The sequence below is a fragment of the Rhizobium esperanzae genome (assembly GCF_014197615.1).
In the GTDB taxonomy this organism is placed as follows: Bacteria; Pseudomonadota; Alphaproteobacteria; order Rhizobiales; family Rhizobiaceae; genus Rhizobium; species Rhizobium esperanzae_A.
Window position 1 is genome coordinate 1 of record NZ_JACIFY010000025.1, and the last position, 18824, is coordinate 18824.

Sequence of the window (18824 nt, forward strand, 5' to 3'; positions counted from 1 at the left end):
GTCGCGCGGGGAAAATTGCCGCGGTGACGTTCGAGATCGGCAAAAACGCGGTAACGGCCCTCGGCATGAAGCCCGCCCAGTTCGTTTTTGAAAAATGCTTCGAAATCCATCATATGCTCCAGTATCGCGCGGCCGTTCTTGCCGACCGGACGTCCGCGCGTCAATGCTTACGCTTTGCTTTACCATCAACTGCGGCAAAAGGCCCAGTTTTTTGAATGATTCCAGATAAAAAATATAGGCGCCGCGATTGATGAGATCGATGCGGCAAACGCGACGGCAATTCGCCGCGCTTACGCGGTCGCCGACACTGCTCCTGCAGCAAAAAAATCAGGACAATGGTGGACAACCCTTTCTTCCGACATAGTTTTCGGGCTAGCGTGCCAAAAAAACAATAGGGACGGCCTATGCCCATTGGGCGACAACCCAGGAGAAAAAGATGAAAAAAGCTGTCATACTCGCATTGATCGGCCTGTCGATCGCAAGCTGCACCCCGACTCAGCAGGGGGCCGGCATCGGCGCTGCATCCGGTGCGGTCATCGGCGGCGTCGTCACCGGCGATGTTCGTGGCGCAGCAGTCGGCGCCGCTATCGGCGGCGTCTCCGGCGCCCTGATCGGCAGCGTCGCCGAACAGCCCGGCCAGTGCTACTATCGCGACCGCTATGGCCGCCGCTACATCGATGCCTGCCCGCGCTGAGACGCCCGCAGACCGAAAAATTCAGGAAATCCCGGACACACATCCGGGATTTTTTGTGCTGAAATAGCGCGCCGGCAATTTAAAATGGTACACCCGGCGCGATTTTGCCGCTAAGCTGTTCACGGCTGGGCAACGAAGCTTCATTGTAGACTTAAAAAGCGGCGGATGCGGATTAGAGGGACAGGCCCGAAAACAGGTACTGCGTATCGGCGAACAGGCACCATGATGGTGGTCGCAGCGACAGCTGCGTTCTCACCGGTCCTGATCGGCGACGCTTACGCCTTCAAGCTTTTCGGCATCACCATCTTCGGCAAGGAAAAGGACGAAGGCGAACAGGTGCCCGATCCGGTGCGCTACCACGTCGATCTCAAAGCCGATACCGCCGATCCCGACCTGAAGGAAGCGCTGGAAAACAGCTCCCGCCTCGTGAGCGACCAGAAGCAGCCGGTTTCCGGCGATCTCGGCATCGTCGTCAAGGCCCGTGACGACCGCGAACGGCTGATCGCCACCCTCTATGAAAAGGCCCGATATGGCGGCGTGGTGACGATCACCGTCGACGGCAAGAATATCGATGAGCTGCCGCCCAATCCGACCTTCGACCGGACGGGGCCGGTCCCCGTCACCGTCGACATTGCGCCCGGCCCGGTTTTCAAGGTCAGGGAAGTCCAGTTCGGCGGCGATGCCGCAAACCACAATCCCGCCGATTATGATCTTGCCCCAGGCGCTGAGGCCGGCTCGCTTGCCATCATCAGGGCCGGCGACAAGATCGTCGAGCAGTTGAAGAGCGAGGGCCGGCCCTTCGCCAAGCTGACCGAACGCAAGGTCGTCGCCGATCACAGAAGCGACACCGTCGATATCGTCCTTGCCGCCGAGGGCGGTCCGGTCGCTCCGATCGGCGATGTCGGCGTTTCCGGCGAAAAGACCGTCAAGCCGGCTTTCATTCAGCGTTATTCCCGGCTGAACAAAGGCGAGGCCTATTCCCCGGAAGCGCTGAAGAAAGCCGGCGAGCGGCTTCGCGCTCTCGGCGTCTTCTCGAGCGTCACCATTCACGAAGGCGATGCGCTGGCCCCGGACGGCACCTTGCCGATGACGATCGAGGTGTCCGAAGGCAAGCAGCGCTATTTCGGTGTCGGGGCGCAATATTCCACCACCGACGGCTTCGGCGTGCAGGGCTATTGGGGCCACCGCAACCTGTTTGGCGAAGCCGAAACGCTGCGGATCGAGGGCTCCGTTTCGCGGCTTGGCGAAACCACCGATCTCGGCAGCCTCGACTATTCCGCCGGCATCCTCTTCACCAAGCCCGGCGCCTTCTTCCCCGCCGCCACCCTGAAGGCCGGCATCATCGCCAAGACCGAAAATCCGGATGCCTATAATGCGACGCTCGTTACCGCCTCGCTCGGCCTTTCCTACGAACTGACAGACCGGGACACGGTCTCGGCAAGCGGCGAGCTCAGCTGGGAACGCGACGACGACGCCTTCGGCACCAATGACTATCTGACCTTCACCCTGCCGCTTCAATATGACCGCGACGCCCGCGACGACAAGTTCAACCCGACGGAAGGCTACCGCGCGACATTCTCGGCCAAGCCCGGCTACGAAATCTTCAACGCCACCCCCTATGCGGCGTTCGAGGGCTCGATTTCAGGCTATCTGCCGTTTGGCCAGGAAGACGGCTTGGTGCTGGCCGGCAAGGTGGCCGCCGGCGTCCTGATCGGCGGCGGCGGCATCGAAAACATTCCCGCCACGCAGCGCTTCTTTGCCGGCGGCGGCGGCTCGGTGCGCGGATACAGCTTTCAGGAAATCTCGCCCTATAACGACAATGGCGATCCCACAGGTGGCCGCTCCTACGTGACCGGTTCGCTGGAGGCCCGCATCAAGATCACCGATACGATCGGCGTCGTGCCCTTCATCGATGTCGGCACCGTCTCCGACAGCACCTTTCCGGGGTTTTCCGATATCCGCGCCGGCGCCGGTGCGGGAATACGATATGCGACGCCTTTCGGCCCGCTGCGGCTTGATTTTGCCATGCCGCTGAACAAGTACGAAGGTGGCACAGATTACGGAATCTATGCGGGCATCGGTCAATCCTTCTAGATTTGCCGTTAACTGCGTTTTTCGATCTGTGGCCGTCATGAAAACGGGGTAGTGTCCGCGCCGATGCAAATGCTGGCAAAAATCGTCACCTGGATCATACGGCTCACCGGCTATGTCGCCGGCGCCGCGTTGATTCTTACGGTCATAGCCCTTGCGATCTTCGGCTTCACTGCCTTCGGCGCCCGCATCGTCACCGAAAAGATAGCCTCGACGCTTTCCAACCGCGACATGACGATCACGGTGCGTGAACCGGAAGGTCTTCTGACCGGCGGGCTGCGCGCTGCCGACATCACCGTCTCCGATACCAGGGGCGTCTTTGCGGAAGTTCATGGGCTCGCGATCGACTGGAATCCGCTGGCGCTGCTGACCGGAACCTTCCACGCCAAACGCTTCGAGATCGAAGCGATCAACGTGCTGCGCAAGCCGGTGCGCACCCTGCCATCGCGGCCCGGCGCAGAAAATTCCGGCGGCTTCAGCCTTCCGATCAAGCTCGATATCGATCGCATCGCGCTGCCCGATATCAAGCTTGCCGAAGCCTTTGCCGGGCGCGCCTTCGCGCTCGCCGCCGAGGGCAGCCTTTCGGCGAACGGCGATGGCGGCGAAGCCGTCGTCAATGTCAGCCGTCACGCGGTTCCGGATGCGCGGCTTGCCGCCGACATCGCCTTTGCGCCGGCCGAAAACCGGCTGCGGCTGAAGGCACAGCTTTCCGAGCCGAAGGGCGGGCTGGTCGCCGGCTTCCTCGGCCTGCCGGACAGCCCCGCCGTCAACATCGATCTCGACGGCCAGGGGCCGATATCCGATTGGAAAGGCAAAGTGCAGGCCGCCCTCGACGGCCAGCAGCGCGCCGCAATCGAGGCCCGGCATCAGATCAGTGCAGACGGACTGCACCACCTCGACCTCAAGGGCGGCGGCGATCTCAGCTCACTGCTTCCATCGGCATTCCGGCCGCTTTTCGCCGGCCAGACCAATATCGATGTCGCCACCACCTTCGACAATCGTGGCAAGATCGATATCCAGACCGGCAATATCGCCACCGGCAGCGTCGTCATCGCCGCATCGGGCACGCTCGATCCGGCCGGCAACAACAGCCTGAACGCCAATCTGCTCGGCACGTCAGGCCCTGTCGATTTCCGCTGGCCCCTCGCCGAAGGCGAAGCGCGCTTCCTGATTTCGGGCCTCAACCTGGCTCTGACAGGCGACGCCCAGACCGCCCGACTGAGCGTCAGCGGCTCGCTCGACAGCGCAACCCTTCCACAGGCCGATATCGGCAACGTCAAGCTGACGGCAAAGAGCGACGCCTTCAATCTCGCCGCTCGTTCCGGCAGCGTTCAGCTGCGTCTGGCAGCCGGCGACGCGAGTTTTGCCGAGCCGAACCTCAACCGCGCGGTCCAGGGCCCCGTGACGATCGCCGCGCCGCTGCAGATCTCGCCCGCCGGCATCGGCTTCAACGGCACCACGGTCGAAAGCACCAATATCAATGGCAGCCTCAACGGCTCCTATAGGCCGGCCGATCAAACGCTGACCGGCAACGTCAAGCTCACCATCGCACCTGCAGCGTTGCCGGTTGCGGTGGCGGGCAAGTTCGACGGGCTGATCTCGCTCGAAAGCCAGGTGGTCGGTACCATCCCGTCGAAATTCGCACTTTCCAACCTCGTCCTGAAATCCGGCACACTGGAAGCCGCCGGCAACGTCGCGCTTGAGGGCTCGATGTTGAATGCCGACCTCTCCGGTCGGCTGCCCGACATCAGCAAACTCGTCGCCGGCGCGAAAGGTTCGGTAGGCTATGCGGTGAGAGGCGGCGGCGAGCTCCCGGCACTCTCGGTATCGGCCAATCTCAAGGCCGCCAGCCTTGAGATGGCCGACCGCGTGCTTGCCAACCTCAATATCGACCTGTCGGGTATTACCGACCCCAAGGCGCCGCAGGGCAAGATCACCGCCACCGGTACGATCGACGGCCAGCCGATCGGCATCAACGGCGACATCCGCTCCCAAGACGGCAAGACCGGCATTCCGGCGCTGACCGCCGATATCGGCGGCAACCGGTTGACCGGCAATCTGGAATTCTCACCCACCCTTGAGCCGACGGGCGCACTGACCTTCGACTTCCCCAATATCGGCCTGCTCGCAGCACTCGGCGGACAGAAGGCCGAAGGCGATCTCAAGGGGTCGCTCGGCATCGAGAGCAACAGCGGCAAGATTGCGTTGAAGCTGCTGGCATCAGGCGGCTCGATCCGCCGCGATACGCTCGCGATCGTCAAACCCGATATCGACGTCACGATCAGCGATCTCAGCGCGCTTGCGGCAAACGGCACAGTCAAGGCCGAGGAACTGAATGCCGGCGCGAACAGGCTCGCCGGTCTTTCGCTCGGTTTCACCAAACAGCAGAACCAGACCGATTTCGACCTTAACGCCGCCTATGACGGCAATCCGGTGCGGGCCGCCGGCAATATCCAGGCGCCAGGCGGCACGATCGCGGTAAATCTTGACCGCTTCTCCGCCAGCCCCCGCAACATCCCGGTCGAGCTTGCCGCACCGACTGCGGTCACGATTATCGGCGGCACCGCCAGTCTGAACGGACTGACGCTGAAAACAGGCACCGGCTCGGTGAGCGTCACCGGTTCCGCCGGCGAGACGCTGAAGCTGAAAGCCGACATCCACGAATTGCCGGCAGCCCTTGCCAATGGTTTCGTGCCGAACCTTTCAGCCGGTGGCACGATCTCCGGAACGATCGCCGTGACCGGCACGCCGGCGGCACCCGTCGCCGATTTCAAGCTCGACTGGAAGGATGCGACAACAGGCCAGACCAAGGGCGCCGGACTGGCGCCGCTCGGCATTACCGCCGGCGGCAAATTCGCTGACAACAAGCTCGATTTCGACACGACGATCGGCAATGACGACGGCCTGTCGCTGAAGGCCGCCGGCAATGTCGCGCTCGCCGATCCGAAGAACCCGGTCCTGGATGTCGACGCCGATATCCTCAGTCTGCCCGCCCGCATCGCCAATGGTTTCGTTGCCGATCTCGCCGCCGAAGGCGCGGTCTCCGGAACGATCTCGGCGACCGGCCCCCTTTCCGCTCCCGTCGCCAATTTCGATCTCGATTGGAATGGCGCCGCGACCAGCCACACCAAACGTGCTGGCCTCGACGCCCTCGCAATAAAGGCATCCGGAAAATTCGAAGGCAGCAAACTCGATTTCGACACGGCGATATCAGGCGCCGACAAGCTCGCGCTGAAGGCAAACGGCAATGTCGCCGTCACCGGCACGACGATCGGCAACGTCAAGGTCGATGCAACGCTGGCGAATATCCCGGCAAGCATCGCAGACAGCTTCGTGACCGATCTCGCTGCCGAAGGCGCGATCTCCGGAACGATCTCGGCCGCGGGCTCGCTTGCCGCTCCGACCGCCAATTTCGACCTCGATTGGAAAAACGCTGCGACCAGCCATACGAAACGGGCCGGCCTTGCCGCACTCGGCCTGAGCGCATCGGGAAAATTTGCCGACAACAAGCTTGATTTCAACGCAGCGGCCAGCGGCGATCAAGGCCTCTTGCTGAAGAGCACGGGCAATGTCGTCCTCGCCGGCACGACGGTCGAAAACATCAAGGTCGATGCCGAGATCGCCAGGATCCCGGCCGCTCTCGCCAACGCCTTCGTTCCCGATCTGGGCGCCGGCGGCACGATATCAGGCACCCTGTCCGCCGCCGGGACACCGGCGGCCCCGAAAGCCGACTTCAAGCTCGATTGGACGGATGCCGCGACCCGCCAGACCAGAAGCGCCCATCTCTCCGGCCTGGCGCTGACTGCATCCGGCCGCTTTTCCGACAGCCGGCTCGACTTCGATAGCAATCTCAGCGGCAAGGACGGCCTGTCACTGAAGGCCGCGGGCAACGTTGCGATATCGGGCACCGCGGTTAAAACCCTCGACGTCAAGGCCGATCTTGCCAACTTGCCTGCCGGCCTCGCCAACGGCTTCGTCCCCGGTCTTGCCGCAGAGGGCACCATCTCGGGAACGGCATCCGCATCCGGCGCGTTTCCGAAGCCCGCAATCGATTTCAAGCTCGACTGGAAGAATGCCGCAACCGCCCAGACCAGGAGCAGCGGCCTTTCGGGCCTGAATGCTGCAGCATCCGGCAAATTCGCCGATGACAGGGTCGATTTCGACGCCAACCTCGCCGGCAAGGACGGCGTGCTGGCGAGGGCAACCGGCGGCGTCACCATCGCCGGCACCGCCATTCGGGATCTTTCGGTCAATGCCGATATTCCGGCCCTGCCGGCCAATATCGCCAATGCTTTCGTTCCCGGTCTCGGCGCCGAGGGCATGCTTTCGGCAAGCGCCGTCACATCGGGAACGCCAGCCGATCCGATCGTCGATTTCAAGCTCAACTGGAAGGATGCCGCGACCAGTCACACCAAGGCTGCCGGTCTTTCCCGGCTTGCACTGGCGGCGACGGGAAAATACACAGGCGACAGGCTCGATTTCGATGCCGACCTCAGCGGCAGCGGCGGCATTGCGCTGAAAACCGCCGGCAATCTTTCGATCGCCGGCACGTCGATCCGCTCGGTCGACGTCACGGCGAATGCCACCAACGTCCCGGCGAGCCTCGCCAACGGTTTCGTGCCCGGTCTTGGCGCCGAGGGTGCGGTCTCGGCGACCGCCAAGGCGACCGGTGCGCTATCGGCGCCTTCAGTCGACTTCAAGGTCGACTGGAAGAACGCGGCGACCAGCCAGACGAAAGACGCCGGACTTTCGCCATTCACCATCGGCGCCTCAGGCAAGCTTGCCGGCGACAGACTGACCGTCGATACCAGCCTTGCCGGCGACGCCGGCATGTCGCTGAAGGGCGGCGGCAGCGTTGTGATCACGGGCAATCGCGCCATCGACATGCGCTTCAGCGGCAATCTTCCCTTCGCCGTGCTCGGTGCCCCGCTGGCGCAGCAGGGCCTCGTCGCCGACGGCGTCGCCACCGTCAATCTGCAGGTCGGCGGGACGGCCGCAGCACCCGTCATCAACGGCACCGTTGCGACCAATGGCGCCAAGCTCGTCGACGTCCGGCGCAATCTTGCCGTCAACAATCTGACGGCGGCAGTGACCTTCAACGGCAACCAGGCCGTGATATCGCGCCTCAGCGGCAATCTCGGCGGCGGCGGCACGGTCTCAGCAAGCGGCACCATCGGTATCCAGCCGGCCGGCGGTTTTCCCGCCGATATTTCGATCAAGCTCGACAAGGCGGTCTATGTCGACGGCACCCTTGTCGTCTCCACCGTCAGCGGAACGCTGGGCCTGCGCGGACCGATCATGAGCGCGACGCTGAACGGCAAGCTTCGGCTGGACAAGACCTCGATCACCGTTCCGGAAAAATTGCCGACCTCGCTCCGTGAAATCGACATCCGGCATAAGAACGCGCCGCGGGCGGTGCTTGCGCAACTGAGGGAAGACGGCGAGCGGAAACCCGGCGAGAAATCCTCGACAATCACACTCGATCTCGAAATCGACGCGCCCTCGCAGATCTTCGTGCGCGGCCGCGGCATCGATGCCGAGCTCGGCGGCAGTGTGACGATCCGCGGAACGGCGGCTGCACCCGTCGTGACCGGCGGTTTCACCATGCGCCGCGGGCGCCTGACCATTCTCAACCGCCGTATGGATTTCACCGACAAGAGCCGGATCACCTTTGCCGGAGACCTGACGCCGGCGCTCGATATGGAAGCGACCTCGACCTCCGGCTCGACGACGCTGACCGTCGATGTCGCCGGTCTCGCCACCGACCCGGCCATCACTTTCTCCTCCTCGCCGCAGCTGCCGCAGGACGAGGTGCTGGCGCAGTTGATCTTCGGCCAGTCGATGTCGAAGCTCTCGCCGGTGCAGATCGCCCAGCTCGCCGACGCCGTCAGCCAGCTGGCGGGCAACCGCTCCACCTCGCTTTTCGAAGGCCTGCGAAACCAGCTCGGCGTCGACGATCTCGACATCAGTACCGATTCCAAGGGCCAGACGAGCGTCAGCGTCGGCCGCTATCTCAACGACCGCACCTATTTCGAATTGCAGCAGGGCGGCTCTGCCGGCGCCAAGGCGATCATCAACCTCGACGTCGGCCGCGGCGTCAAACTGCGCGGCGCGGCGGGAGGTAACGGTGAGGGCGAAGCGGGCGTCGTCTACGAGCGGGAATATTAAGCCGGCTAATTCAGGGGAAGCATGTAGCTGGCTTGTCTGATTCGAACCTGCGAATTGCCCCTCACCCTAACCCTCTCCCCATTTTGACGGGGCGAGGGGACGTGCCACACGAGGCGCTTGCGGGGGACCGAGAGGGTGCGGCATATCCCCTTCGCCCCGTTTACCGGGAAAAGGTGCCGGCAGGCGGATGCAAGGGGCTAGTTCCGCAGATCATGCCCTAGAACCCGGTCTTGCTCGTCTTCAAGAGAATATTCGTCTCGGTCGAATTGATGCCGTTGATCAGCCGGATGCGGCGCAGCGTTTCGTCGAAGGAGGCGAGATCGCGGTCCTCGAGTTCGGCGACGAAATCCCATTTGCCGTTGGTGCTGTGCAGCGCGCGCACCTGCGGCAGGCCCCGCAACTGATCGGCCACCCGGTCGGCGAGCTTGCCAAGCACTTCGATCATGACGATGGCGCGCACGCCGGCCGACCGTGTCTCATGGCCGGTGCGGATGGTAAAGCCGACGATGGTGCCGCTGGCGACCAGCCGGTCGATCCGGGCGGCGACCGTGGCCCGCGATGCACCCGTCATCGCCGCAAGCGACGAGACGGAAATCCGGGCATTGTGGCGAAGCGCACTCAAAAGTTCGGTATCGAGATCATCCACGCCGATCACTTTGTCAAAATAGGTTTATCAATTTGCGCAATCATAGTCCATTTCTGACATTTTTCCATCTTTTTGCCGCCAGCCCTTTATCCCACTATCGGCCAAAACAGGCCTCAACACGGAGCCCTCGAAATGAATGCTCAATCGCGATCTGTCACCCTTATCGGCGCGCCGCTGGAAGAAGGCTCCGGCCGAAGGGGCGCTGGCATGGGACCGGCGGCGCTGCGGATCGCAGGCGTCGATCAGACGCTGATCGAGCTTGGCCATGACGTCGCCGATCTCGGCGATCTCAGGATCGTGCCGGCAATGGACCTACCGAACCATCCGAAGGCCCACAATCTGAGGATTGTCGGCGCCTTCACCCGCGCGCTCGAAAGCAGCGTCCATGACGTGGCCGCCTCCGGCCGTTTTCCGCTGATTCTCGGCGGCGACCACAGCCTGTCCATGGGCAGCGTCTCCGGCATGGCGCGATATGCCGCCAGCAAAGGCCGGCCGCTCTTCGTGCTCTGGCTCGATGCCCATGCCGATTTCAATTCTCCGGCGACCTCCCCTTCGGGCAATATTCACGGCATGCCCGTCGCCTTTTTCTGCGGCGAGGCGGAGTTCGCCGAGATCCTGCCGAAGGACCGCCCCTTCGTCGATCCGAAGAATGTTTTCCAGGTCGGCATTCGTTCGGTCGATGCACGCGAGCGCGAGGAAATCCACGAACACGGCGTCAATGTCTTCGATATGCGCGCCATCGACGAGCAAGGCATCGGCGCCATCATGCGGGATATCCTCGACGTCGTGACCAAGGCGAACGGGCTGCTGCATGTCAGCCTCGACCTCGACTTCCTCGATCCCGAGATTGCCCCCGGCGTCGGCACGACGGTGCCCGGCGGCGCGACCTTCCGCGAGGCGCATCTGGTCATGGAGATGCTTTCGGACAGCGGCCTCGTCTCGTCGCTCGATCTCGTCGAGCTCAACCCGTTTCTCGACGATCGCGGCAAAAGCGCCCGCATCCTGGTGGAACTGACGGCAAGCCTCTTCGGCCGCCGCATCTTCGATCGACCAACCCGCGCCGCATAAGACGGGTTTCGGCACTATACTCTGGAGGGAAAACGGCCATGAACACATCGGAAAAACTGATAGCCACGGAACAGCGGCTCGGCGCCCACAATTACAAGCCGCTCGATGTGGTGCTGACGCGCGGTGAAGGTGTTTATGTCTGGGATACCGACGGCAATCGTTATCTCGATTGCCTCTCGGCCTATTCCGCCGTCAACCAGGGCCATTGCCACCCGAAAATCCTCGCCGCCATGGTCGAGCAGGCCGGCAGGTTGACGCTCACCTCCCGCGCCTTCCGCAACGACCAACTCGCTCATCTCTACGAAGAGCTTGCTGCGCTGACCGGCTCGCACAAGATCCTGCCGATGAATTCCGGCGCCGAAGCCGTGGAGACCGCCATCAAGGCGGTGCGCAAATGGGGATACGAGGTCAAGGGGGTGCCGGAAGGCCAAGCGGAGATCATCGTCTGCGCCGATAATTTCCACGGCCGGACGCTGAGCATCATCAGTTTCTCCACCGATCCCGACGCCCGCACCGGCTTCGGCCCTTATACACCGGGCTTCCGCACCATTCCCTTCGGCGATGCCGAGGCATTCGAGGCCGCGATCAACGGCAATACGGTCGCCGCCCTGATCGAGCCGATCCAGGGGGAAGCCGGCGTCATCATCCCGCCGGCCGGTTATTTCACCCGCATCCGCGAGCTTTGCACCGATAACAACGTCACCCTCATCCTCGACGAGATCCAGACCGGTCTCGGCCGCACCGGCAAGCTGCTCGCCGAGGAACACGAAGGCATCGAGGCCGATGTGACGCTGATCGGCAAGGCGCTGTCCGGCGGCTTCTATCCGGTGTCGGCCGTGCTGTCGAATACCGAGGTTCTCGGCGTCTTGAAGCCCGGCCAGCACGGCTCGACCTTCGGCGGCAACCCGCTCGCCTGCGCGGTGGCGCGCACCGCCCTCAAGGTGCTGACGGAAGAGGGCATGATCGAAAACGCCGCTGTCATGGGCGACTATTTCCTCGAAGGCCTCGGGTCTATTCGCTCGAACATCGTCAGGGAGGTGCGCGGCCGCGGGCTGATGATGGCGATCGAGCTGGAACCCGAAGCCGGCGGCGCCCGGCAATATTGTCATGCGCTGAAGGAGCGCGGCCTTCTCGCCAAGGATACCCACGACCATACGATTCGCCTCGCCCCGCCATTGGTCATCACCAGAGAACAGGTGGATTGGGCAGTCTCTGAGATCGAAAAGACCATAGGCTGAGGTAAATCGGGACTGAAAACCTTCACAAAGCAGCTCCCGATTTAGATTTGGGCAACACTCTTTCGCTAATGTCGTCGTAACCGTAACGATGCTTCGCCGAGCGCAAAGCATCGCGTGGTGTGAAGGCAAGGCTTGTCAGCGCCAATGGTGGCGCAGCCGCTTCTGCTTTGGCTTACGACAGTTGGGAAGAATTCTAATGGCCACGATCAATTCCACTAGCTTCAGCGGCGATACGCTCGAAATCATTGCCTTCCGCCTGCATGATCAGGAATTTTGCGTCAAGACCACGACCATCCGCGAAATCCGCGGCTGGGCGCCCTCGACGCCGATCCCGCATTCGCCGGCCGACGTCATCGGCGTCATGAACCTGCGCGGCTCGGTGATCCCGATCATCGACCTCGCCTATAAGCTCGGCATGAAGAGCACCGTCGCCAACGAGCGCAGCGCCATTGTCGTCGCCGAAGTTCACAACATGGTCATCGGCATGCTCGTCGACCGCGTCTCGGATATTCTCACCATCTCGTCCAGCCAGGTCCAGCCGGTGCCTGAGGTGACCGCCTCCTTCGACCGCGCATTCTGCGAAGGCATCATTGCTTCCGAAAATGGCATGATCTGCTTCCTGAACCTCGCCAAGATGTTCAAGGAAAACGAGACCGATGAATTGGCGGCGTGATCCGACCAGTATTTCGAATTCGAAAACCGCCCGCTCCGGGCGGTTTTTTGTTACGGAAACACACGTATATCTGGATCGACCGTCTATCTTCAACTTTTTATAATATAAGCGATCTCTTTTATACGTAATATTAACCACGTTCCCTCAGCATGGTTGGAAAGCAAACGGATGACAAATCCGGCGCAACGGGAACGGTAACCGAATATCATTACTTCCCGGCACCGGCATACCTCGCCCGCCCTCTCGCTTCTTCAGCCGGAACAGCAGAAGCTGTGTATCTCAAAGGGACAGAAATGTTTGGTCTCACCTCCGATTCGAAGTATATTCTGGACGCCATCTCCAAATCTCAGGCGATCATCGAATTCGATCTCAAGGGAAATATCCTAACGGCGAACGAGAATTTCTGTAACGCGCTCGGTTATCGCCTGAACGAGATCGTCGGTAAACATCACAGCATGTTCTGCGAGCCGGCCTATACGGCGACCCCGGAATATCGCGCCTTCTGGGCCCGCCTTGGACGCGGCGAATACGACGCCGGCACTTATAAACGCCTTGGCAAAGGCAACCGGGAGATATGGATCCAGGCGTCCTATAATCCTGTTTCGAAAGGCGGAAAGCCGTTCAAGGTGGTGAAATTCGCCGCCGACATCACCGCCGCGAAAAAGCAGGCGGTCGAGGATTCCGGCAAGCTCGAGGCAATCTCGCGCTCGCAGGCGGTGATCGAATTCACCCCGAAGGGCGAAATCCTGACGGCGAATGAGAATTTCTGTCAGGCCATGGGATATTCGCTCGCCGAGATCACCGGCAAGCATCACAGCATCTTCTGCGATCCCTCCTATATCAGCACCGAGGACTACCGTAACTTCTGGCGGCGTCTTGCCGATGGCGAATTCATCGCCAACGAATTCGTCCGTTTCGGCAAGGGCGGCCGCGAAATCTGGATCCAGGCGGCCTACAACCCGATCGTCGATGCTGACGGCAAGGTCTACAAGGTCGTGAAGTTCGCAACCGACGTCACCCAGCGCATGAGCGCGATTTCCCAGCTCGGCGGTGCACTGCGGCAGCTTTCCGAAGGTGATCTGACGCGGACGGTGGATACATCCTTCGTCCCCTCGATGGAGCAGTTGCGCCACGATTTCAATACAGCAGTCAAAGATCTCGCCGAGACGATGAAGACGATCGGCGAGAACGCCAGCGCGATCGCCGCCGGGTCGAGCGAGATCGGCGGATCGGCCGATTCTTTCTCCAAGCGGACCGAACAGCAGGCCGCGTCGATCGAGGAGACTGCGGCCGCGCTGGAGGAAATCACCACTACCGTCAATGATTCCAGCCGCCGGGCCGATGAGGCGGGCCGCCTCGTCGCCGTGACAAGGCAGGGCGCCGAACAGTCCGGCGTCGTGGTCCGCAACGCCGTCGTCGCCATGGATCAGATCGAGCAATCCTCGCGCGAGATCACCAACATTATCGGCGTCATCGACGAAATCGCTTTCCAGACCAACCTTCTGGCGCTGAATGCCGGCGTCGAGGCGGCCCGTGCCGGCGAAGCCGGCAAGGGCTTCGCGGTGGTGGCCCAGGAGGTCAGAGAACTCGCCCAGCGCTCCGCCAAGGCGGCCAAGGAAATCAAGGCACTGATCAATACGTCGAGCGATCTCGTCAAAAACGGTGTCGGCCTCGTCGGCCAGACCGGCAAGGCGCTCGAGGAAATCGTCGCACAGGTCGGCGATATCGACGGCAACATCACCGCCATCGTCGAAGCCTCCAGGGAACAGGCAACGGGCCTCAAGGAAATCAACCAGGCCGTCAATACGCTGGATCAGGCAACCCAGCAGAATGCCGCCATGGTCGAGGAGAGCACCGCCGCCAGCCACAGCCTTGCCAGGGAAGCCGAAACGCTGCGTGTGCTGCTGGCAAGGTTCCGTCTACCGGGCCAGGCTCAGACCGCCGGCCGGCCCGAGACCAGACAGATGGCCTCACCGGCGTTGCATCTCGTCTCACGTGTCGCCAAGGCGCACGGCGCGGCCGTGGCAGCCGCGCAGAGTTGGGAAGAGTTCTGATCCATCCCCACTTCTTGATCATCTGAGCAGTATAAGACGAACGCGCCGCACGAGATCCATGCGGCGCGTTTTGATATCTCGGCCGAACAGCGCCAAGGTCGCCTTCAGCACTACTCAGACATCCCAGAGCAGCGGAATGCCGACGACAGCCCAGGCAAGCATCGCATTGGCGTAGTCCTCCCGCGCGCCGATCGTGATTACCGGGCCTGGTTGACCTCCGCCGCCGGTTTGCGGATCATCGGAGCGGCCTGGAGTACGAGCGCATCCAGGCCGTTTTCCTCCATCTCCAGAATTTCGAACAATTGCCGCCGCATGCGCGGCTCCCAGAATTTATTGATATGATTGGCGACCCCCTCCACGGCCTCGCTTGCCGGCTGGCTCTTGAAGAAGGTGGCGATCTGGTTTGCCATGTAGACGAGCTTGGACTTGGTATCATGCGACATCGGCGATGCTTCCGGGCGAGATGCGGTGCGGGTGGGTGAAAATCTCGAAATCCTCGCCGCGCACCAGCGCGACGAGCGTCATGCCGGCCTCTTCGGCCGTGCGGATGGCCAGAGCCGTCGGCGCTGAAATGGCGATGAGCACGGGGCTGCCGAGGATCGCCGCCTTCTGCACCATCTCGACCGAAAGCCGGCTGGTAACGACGACGGCGCCGTCGCCGCCTCTTTCGCCGGCGCCGATGGCGGCGCCGCAAAGCTTATCCAGCGCATTGTGGCGGCCGACATCTTCGCGCACGGCAGCAAGGCCCCTGCCGGGACGATAGAAGGCGGCGCCATGCACTGCCCGCGTCTCGCGATGCAGCGGCTGCGCCTCGTTCAGAAGCGAAACGGCGCTGACGATATCGGCATGCGACAACGAGAGTGACGATGCCGAGACATCCGGCACCGGCCGCACCGCCTGTTCGATCGATTCGATGCCGCAGAGCCCGCAGCCGACCGGCCCCGCCATGCTGCGGCGTCGTGCCCGCAGCCGATCGGCGACATCGTCGACGAGGCTCACCTGCACATCGATCCCCTGCTCACCCGCGACGATTTCGATGCCGGATATTTCGGCTCGGCTGGCGATGATCCCTTCGGCCAGGCTGAAACCGACGGCAAAATCCTCAAGATCGGCGGGTGTGGCCATCATCACCGCATGCGAACTGCCGCCATAGGAAAAAGCGATCGGCACTTCTTCCGGCACGATACGCGAACCGCTGTGCATGAGGCCGTTGCGGCGGGCGGTTTCGGGGGCGCGGGCGGTGGTCGGGAAAATCATGCTGCACGCCCCCTCTTCGGCAATAGTTGCCCGCCCTGCATCGTCACTCCGCCGCTTCGAGCTTGCCGGCAATGCGGCGCGATTGCCGTGCCTGTTCGTCATATTCCATCTGCCAGTCGCTCGGCCCGTTGGAGGGCGAGACCTGCACCGCCGTCACCTTGTATTCCGGGCAGTTCGTCGCCCAATCGGAGAAATCGGTGGTGATGACGTTCGCCTGCGTGTCGGGGTGATGGAAGGTGGTATAGACGACGCCTGGCGCCACACGATCGGTGATCAGTGCCCGAAGCGTCGTATCGCCGGAGCGGCTGACAAGCTTCACCCAGTCGCCGTCACGAATGCCGCGTTGTTCGGCGTCATGCGCATGGATTTCCAGCCGGTCTTCCCCGTGCCAGACGACATTTTCGGTCCGGCGCGTCTGCGCCCCGACATTGTACTGGCTGAGGATGCGGCCGGTGGTGAGCAGCAGCGGGAAGCGCGGACCGGTGCGCTCGTCGGTCGCCACGTATTCGGTGCGGATGAACTTGCCCTTGCCGCGCACGAAGCCATCGATATGCATGATCGGCGAGCCGAGCGGGTTCTTTTCATCGCAGGGCCACTGCACCGAGCCCATCTTTTCGAGATAATCGTAGGAAACAAGCGCAAAACTCGGCGTCGTCGCGGCGATCTCGTCCATGATTTCGGACGGATGACTATAGTTCCAGTCGAGCCCCATCGCCTGGGCAAGCTTCTGCGTCACCTCCCAGTCGCCGTAGCCGTTGCGCGGCGACATGACCTTGCGCACGCGGTTGATGCGGCGCTCGGCATTGGTGAAGGTGCCATCCTTCTCGAGGAAGGTCGAACCCGGCAGGAAGACATGGGCATAATTGGCGGTCTCGTTGAGGAACAGGTCCTGCACGACGACGCATTCCATCGCCGCAAGACCGGCGGCGACATGTTTCGTATCGGGATCGGACTGGAGAATATCCTCGCCCTGGACGTAGAGGCCCTTGAAGGAGCCGTCGACGGCCGCATCCAGCATGTTCGGAATGCGCAGGCCCGGCTCATTATTGAGCTTCACGCCCCAGAGCTTTTCGAAAATATCGCGGGTCGCATCGTCGGAAATATGCCGGTAGCCCGGCAGTTCGTGCGGGAAGGAGCCCATGTCGCACGAGCCCTGCACGTTGTTCTGGCCGCGCAGCGGGTTCACGCCGACGCCGGGACGACCGATATTGCCGGTCGCCATCGCCAGGTTGGCGATCGCAATGACCGTGGTCGAGCCCTGGCTGTGTTCGGTGACGCCGAGACCGTAATAGATCGCGCCGTTGCCGCCCTTGGCATAGAGCCGTGCCGCACCACGCAGATCCGCCGCCGGCACGCCGGTGAAGATCTCGGTCTGCTCCGGGCTGTGCGCCGGTTCGGAGACGAAGGCGGCCCAGTCCTCGAATTCCGACCAGTCGCAGCGTTCTCGGATGAAGCGTTCGTCATAGAGACCTTCGGTGACGATCACATGCGCCAGCGCCGTCATGACCGCGACGTTGGTGCCGGGCTTCAGCGGCAGGTGATAGGAGGCCTCGATATGCGGCGAGCGGACGATATCGGTGCGGCGCGGATCGATGACGATCAGCTTGGCGCCCTGGCGCAGCCGCTTCTTCAGCCGCGAGGCGAACACCGGATGCCCGTCGGTCGGATTGGCGCCGATGATGACGACCACGTCCGACTGCTCGACGCTGTCGAAATTCTGCGTGCCGGCCGAGGTGCCGAACGTCTGGCCGAGGCCGTAGCCGGTCGGCGAATGGCAGACGCGGGCGCAGGTATCGACATTGTTGTTGCCGAAGCCGGCGCGGATCAGCTTCTGCACCAGGTAGGTTTCCTCATTGGTGCAGCGCGACGAGGTGATGCCGCCGATCGCCTCGCGGCCGTATTGATACTGGATACGGCGGAACTCCGAGGCCACATGCGCGAAGGCCTCGTCCCAGCTCACCTCCCGCCAGGGGTCGCTGACCTTTTCGCGGATCATCGGGTTGAGGATGCGGTCCTTGTGGGTGGAATAACCGTAGGCGAAGCGGCCCTTGACGCAGGAATGGCCGCGATTGGCCTGGCCGTCTTTCCACGGCACCATGCGCACCAATTCCTCGCCGCGCATCTCCGCCTTGAAGGAACAGCCGACTCCGCAATAGGCGCAGGTGGTGACGGCCGAATGCTCGGGCTGGCCGATCTCGATCACCGACTTCTCCGTCAGCGTCGCCGTCGGGCAGGCCTGGACACAGGCGCCGCAGGAGACGCACTCGGATTCGATGAAACTTTCGTGCGCGCCTGACGAAACGCGCGAGCCGAAACCACGTCCCTCGATCGTCAGCGCGAAGGTGCCCTGCACTTCCTCGCAGGCGCGCACGCAGCGCGAACAGACGATGCACTTGGAAGGATCATAGGTGAAATAGGGATTGGACTCGTCCTTCGGCGTCCATTGCAGATTGATCTCACCGTTGTTGCGCGCCCTGACATGGTTGTCGCCGTCATAGCCGTAGCGTACGTCGCGCAGGCCGACGGCGCCCGCCATGTCCTGCAATTCGCAATCGCCGTTGGCAGCACAGGTCAGACAGTCGAGCGGGTGGTCGGAGATATAAAGCTCCATCACGCCGCGGCGGATATCCTTCAGCCGTCCGGTCTGGGTGTGCACCACCATGTTGGCTGCCACTGGCGTCGTGCAGGAAGCCGGCGTGCCGGCCCGGCCCTCGATCTCGACGAGACAGAGCCGGCAGGAGCCGAAGGCATCGATCATGTCGCTGGCGCAGAGCTTCGGCACGGTGATGCCGGCCTCCATCGAGGCGCGCATGATCGAAGTGCCCTCCGGCACGCTGATCTGCTGTCCGTCGATGGTCAGCGTTACCATCACCTCGGATGTCGAAGCGGGAGTGCCGTAGTCGATTTCATGGATGAGAGACATGGTCGGCCTCCT

12 protein-coding genes are annotated in these 18824 nt (G+C 62.5%); 8 read left to right on the plus strand and 4 right to left on the minus strand.

Translation table 11 applies throughout. The features are described 5' to 3' along the window. The 4 genes from GGD57_RS26145 to GGD57_RS26160 all read left to right on the plus strand — a co-directional run. Positions 1-215: hypothetical protein (locus GGD57_RS26145; RefSeq protein ID WP_184473163.1), on the plus strand; the 215-nt coding region annotated here is incomplete at its 5' end. 221 nt (positions 216-436) lie between these two features. Continuing rightward, the gene (locus GGD57_RS26150; protein ID WP_003567150.1) at positions 437-694 is read left to right on the plus strand and encodes a YMGG-like glycine zipper-containing protein; all 258 of its coding nucleotides are present in this window, start codon (positions 437-439) and stop codon (positions 692-694) included. Between the two features lie 165 nt (positions 695-859). Further along, positions 860-2788: an autotransporter assembly complex protein TamA gene (locus tag GGD57_RS26155; protein ID WP_184473096.1), complete on the plus strand. Its 1929-nt coding sequence runs from the start codon at positions 860-862 to the stop codon at positions 2786-2788. 63 nt (positions 2789-2851) lie between these two features. Continuing rightward, complete coding sequence (locus GGD57_RS26160; RefSeq protein ID WP_184473159.1) at positions 2852-8953, plus strand: translocation/assembly module TamB domain-containing protein; 6102 nt, start codon at positions 2852-2854, stop codon at positions 8951-8953. Positions 8954-9170: 217 nt separating this feature from the next. On the opposite strand, the gene GGD57_RS26165 is transcribed toward GGD57_RS26160, so the two are convergent. Further along, positions 9171-9608 (minus strand): Lrp/AsnC family transcriptional regulator, encoded by a 438-nt coding sequence (locus GGD57_RS26165; RefSeq protein ID WP_184473097.1) that lies wholly within the window; start codon positions 9606-9608, stop codon positions 9171-9173. 123 nt (positions 9609-9731) lie between these two features. On the opposite strand from GGD57_RS26165, the gene rocF reads away from it, so the two are divergent. From rocF to GGD57_RS26185, 4 genes are all read left to right on the plus strand, one after another. Then, on the plus strand, positions 9732-10667 hold the full coding sequence (gene rocF / locus GGD57_RS26170) for an arginase (RefSeq protein WP_184473098.1): 936 nt from the start codon (positions 9732-9734) through the stop codon (positions 10665-10667). A 38-nt stretch (positions 10668-10705) separates the two neighbouring features. Then, positions 10706-11905: an ornithine--oxo-acid transaminase gene (gene rocD / locus GGD57_RS26175; protein WP_184473099.1), complete on the plus strand. Its 1200-nt coding sequence runs from the start codon at positions 10706-10708 to the stop codon at positions 11903-11905. Between the two features lie 196 nt (positions 11906-12101). Next, entirely contained in the window at positions 12102-12578 is a 477-nt protein-coding gene (locus GGD57_RS26180) for a chemotaxis protein CheW (RefSeq protein WP_029868938.1), read from the plus strand. 293 nt (positions 12579-12871) lie between these two features. Next, positions 12872-14632, plus strand: a complete 1761-nt coding sequence (locus GGD57_RS26185; protein WP_184473100.1) for a methyl-accepting chemotaxis protein — start codon at positions 12872-12874, stop codon at positions 14630-14632. 197 nt (positions 14633-14829) lie between these two features. Here the strand turns inward: GGD57_RS26185 and GGD57_RS26190 are convergent, their stop codons facing one another. The 3 genes from GGD57_RS26190 to fdhF are packed head-to-tail and all read right to left on the minus strand — an operon-like array spanning position 14830 to position 18812. After that, positions 14830-15075, minus strand: a complete 246-nt coding sequence (locus GGD57_RS26190) for a formate dehydrogenase subunit delta (protein WP_184473101.1) — start codon at positions 15073-15075, stop codon at positions 14830-14832. Then, complete coding sequence (gene fdhD, locus GGD57_RS26195) at positions 15065-15889, minus strand: formate dehydrogenase accessory sulfurtransferase FdhD (protein ID WP_184473102.1); 825 nt, start codon at positions 15887-15889, stop codon at positions 15065-15067. The genes GGD57_RS26190 and fdhD overlap by 11 nt, the downstream gene beginning before the upstream one ends. Positions 15890-15932: 43 nt before the next feature. Continuing rightward, a complete protein-coding gene (gene fdhF / locus GGD57_RS26200) occupies positions 15933-18812 on the minus strand; it encodes a formate dehydrogenase subunit alpha (protein WP_184473103.1) in 2880 nt (959 codons plus the stop codon). Positions 18813-18824: the final 12 nt, after the last annotated feature.

Excerpts from the sequence above, each read along its gene's own strand:
- GGD57_RS26150 (WP_003567150.1), top strand. The coding sequence starts at position 437 with ATGAAAAAAGCTGTCATACTCGCATTGATCGGCCTGTCGATCGCAAGC.
- GGD57_RS26155 (WP_184473096.1), top strand. The coding sequence starts at position 860 with ATGCGGATTAGAGGGACAGGCCCGAAAACAGGTACTGCGTATCGGCGA.
- GGD57_RS26160 (WP_184473159.1), top strand. The coding sequence starts at position 2,852 with ATGCAAATGCTGGCAAAAATCGTCACCTGGATCATACGGCTCACCGGC.
- rocF (WP_184473098.1), top strand. The coding sequence starts at position 9,732 with ATGAATGCTCAATCGCGATCTGTCACCCTTATCGGCGCGCCGCTGGAA.
- rocD (WP_184473099.1), top strand. The coding sequence starts at position 10,706 with ATGAACACATCGGAAAAACTGATAGCCACGGAACAGCGGCTCGGCGCC.
- GGD57_RS26180 (WP_029868938.1), top strand. The coding sequence starts at position 12,102 with ATGGCCACGATCAATTCCACTAGCTTCAGCGGCGATACGCTCGAAATC.
- GGD57_RS26185 (WP_184473100.1), top strand. The coding sequence starts at position 12,872 with ATGTTTGGTCTCACCTCCGATTCGAAGTATATTCTGGACGCCATCTCC.
- GGD57_RS26190 (WP_184473101.1), bottom strand. The coding sequence starts at position 15,075 with ATGTCGCATGATACCAAGTCCAAGCTCGTCTACATGGCAAACCAGATC.
- fdhD (WP_184473102.1), bottom strand. The coding sequence starts at position 15,889 with ATGATTTTCCCGACCACCGCCCGCGCCCCCGAAACCGCCCGCCGCAAC.
- fdhF (WP_184473103.1), bottom strand. The coding sequence starts at position 18,812 with ATGTCTCTCATCCATGAAATCGACTACGGCACTCCCGCTTCGACATCC.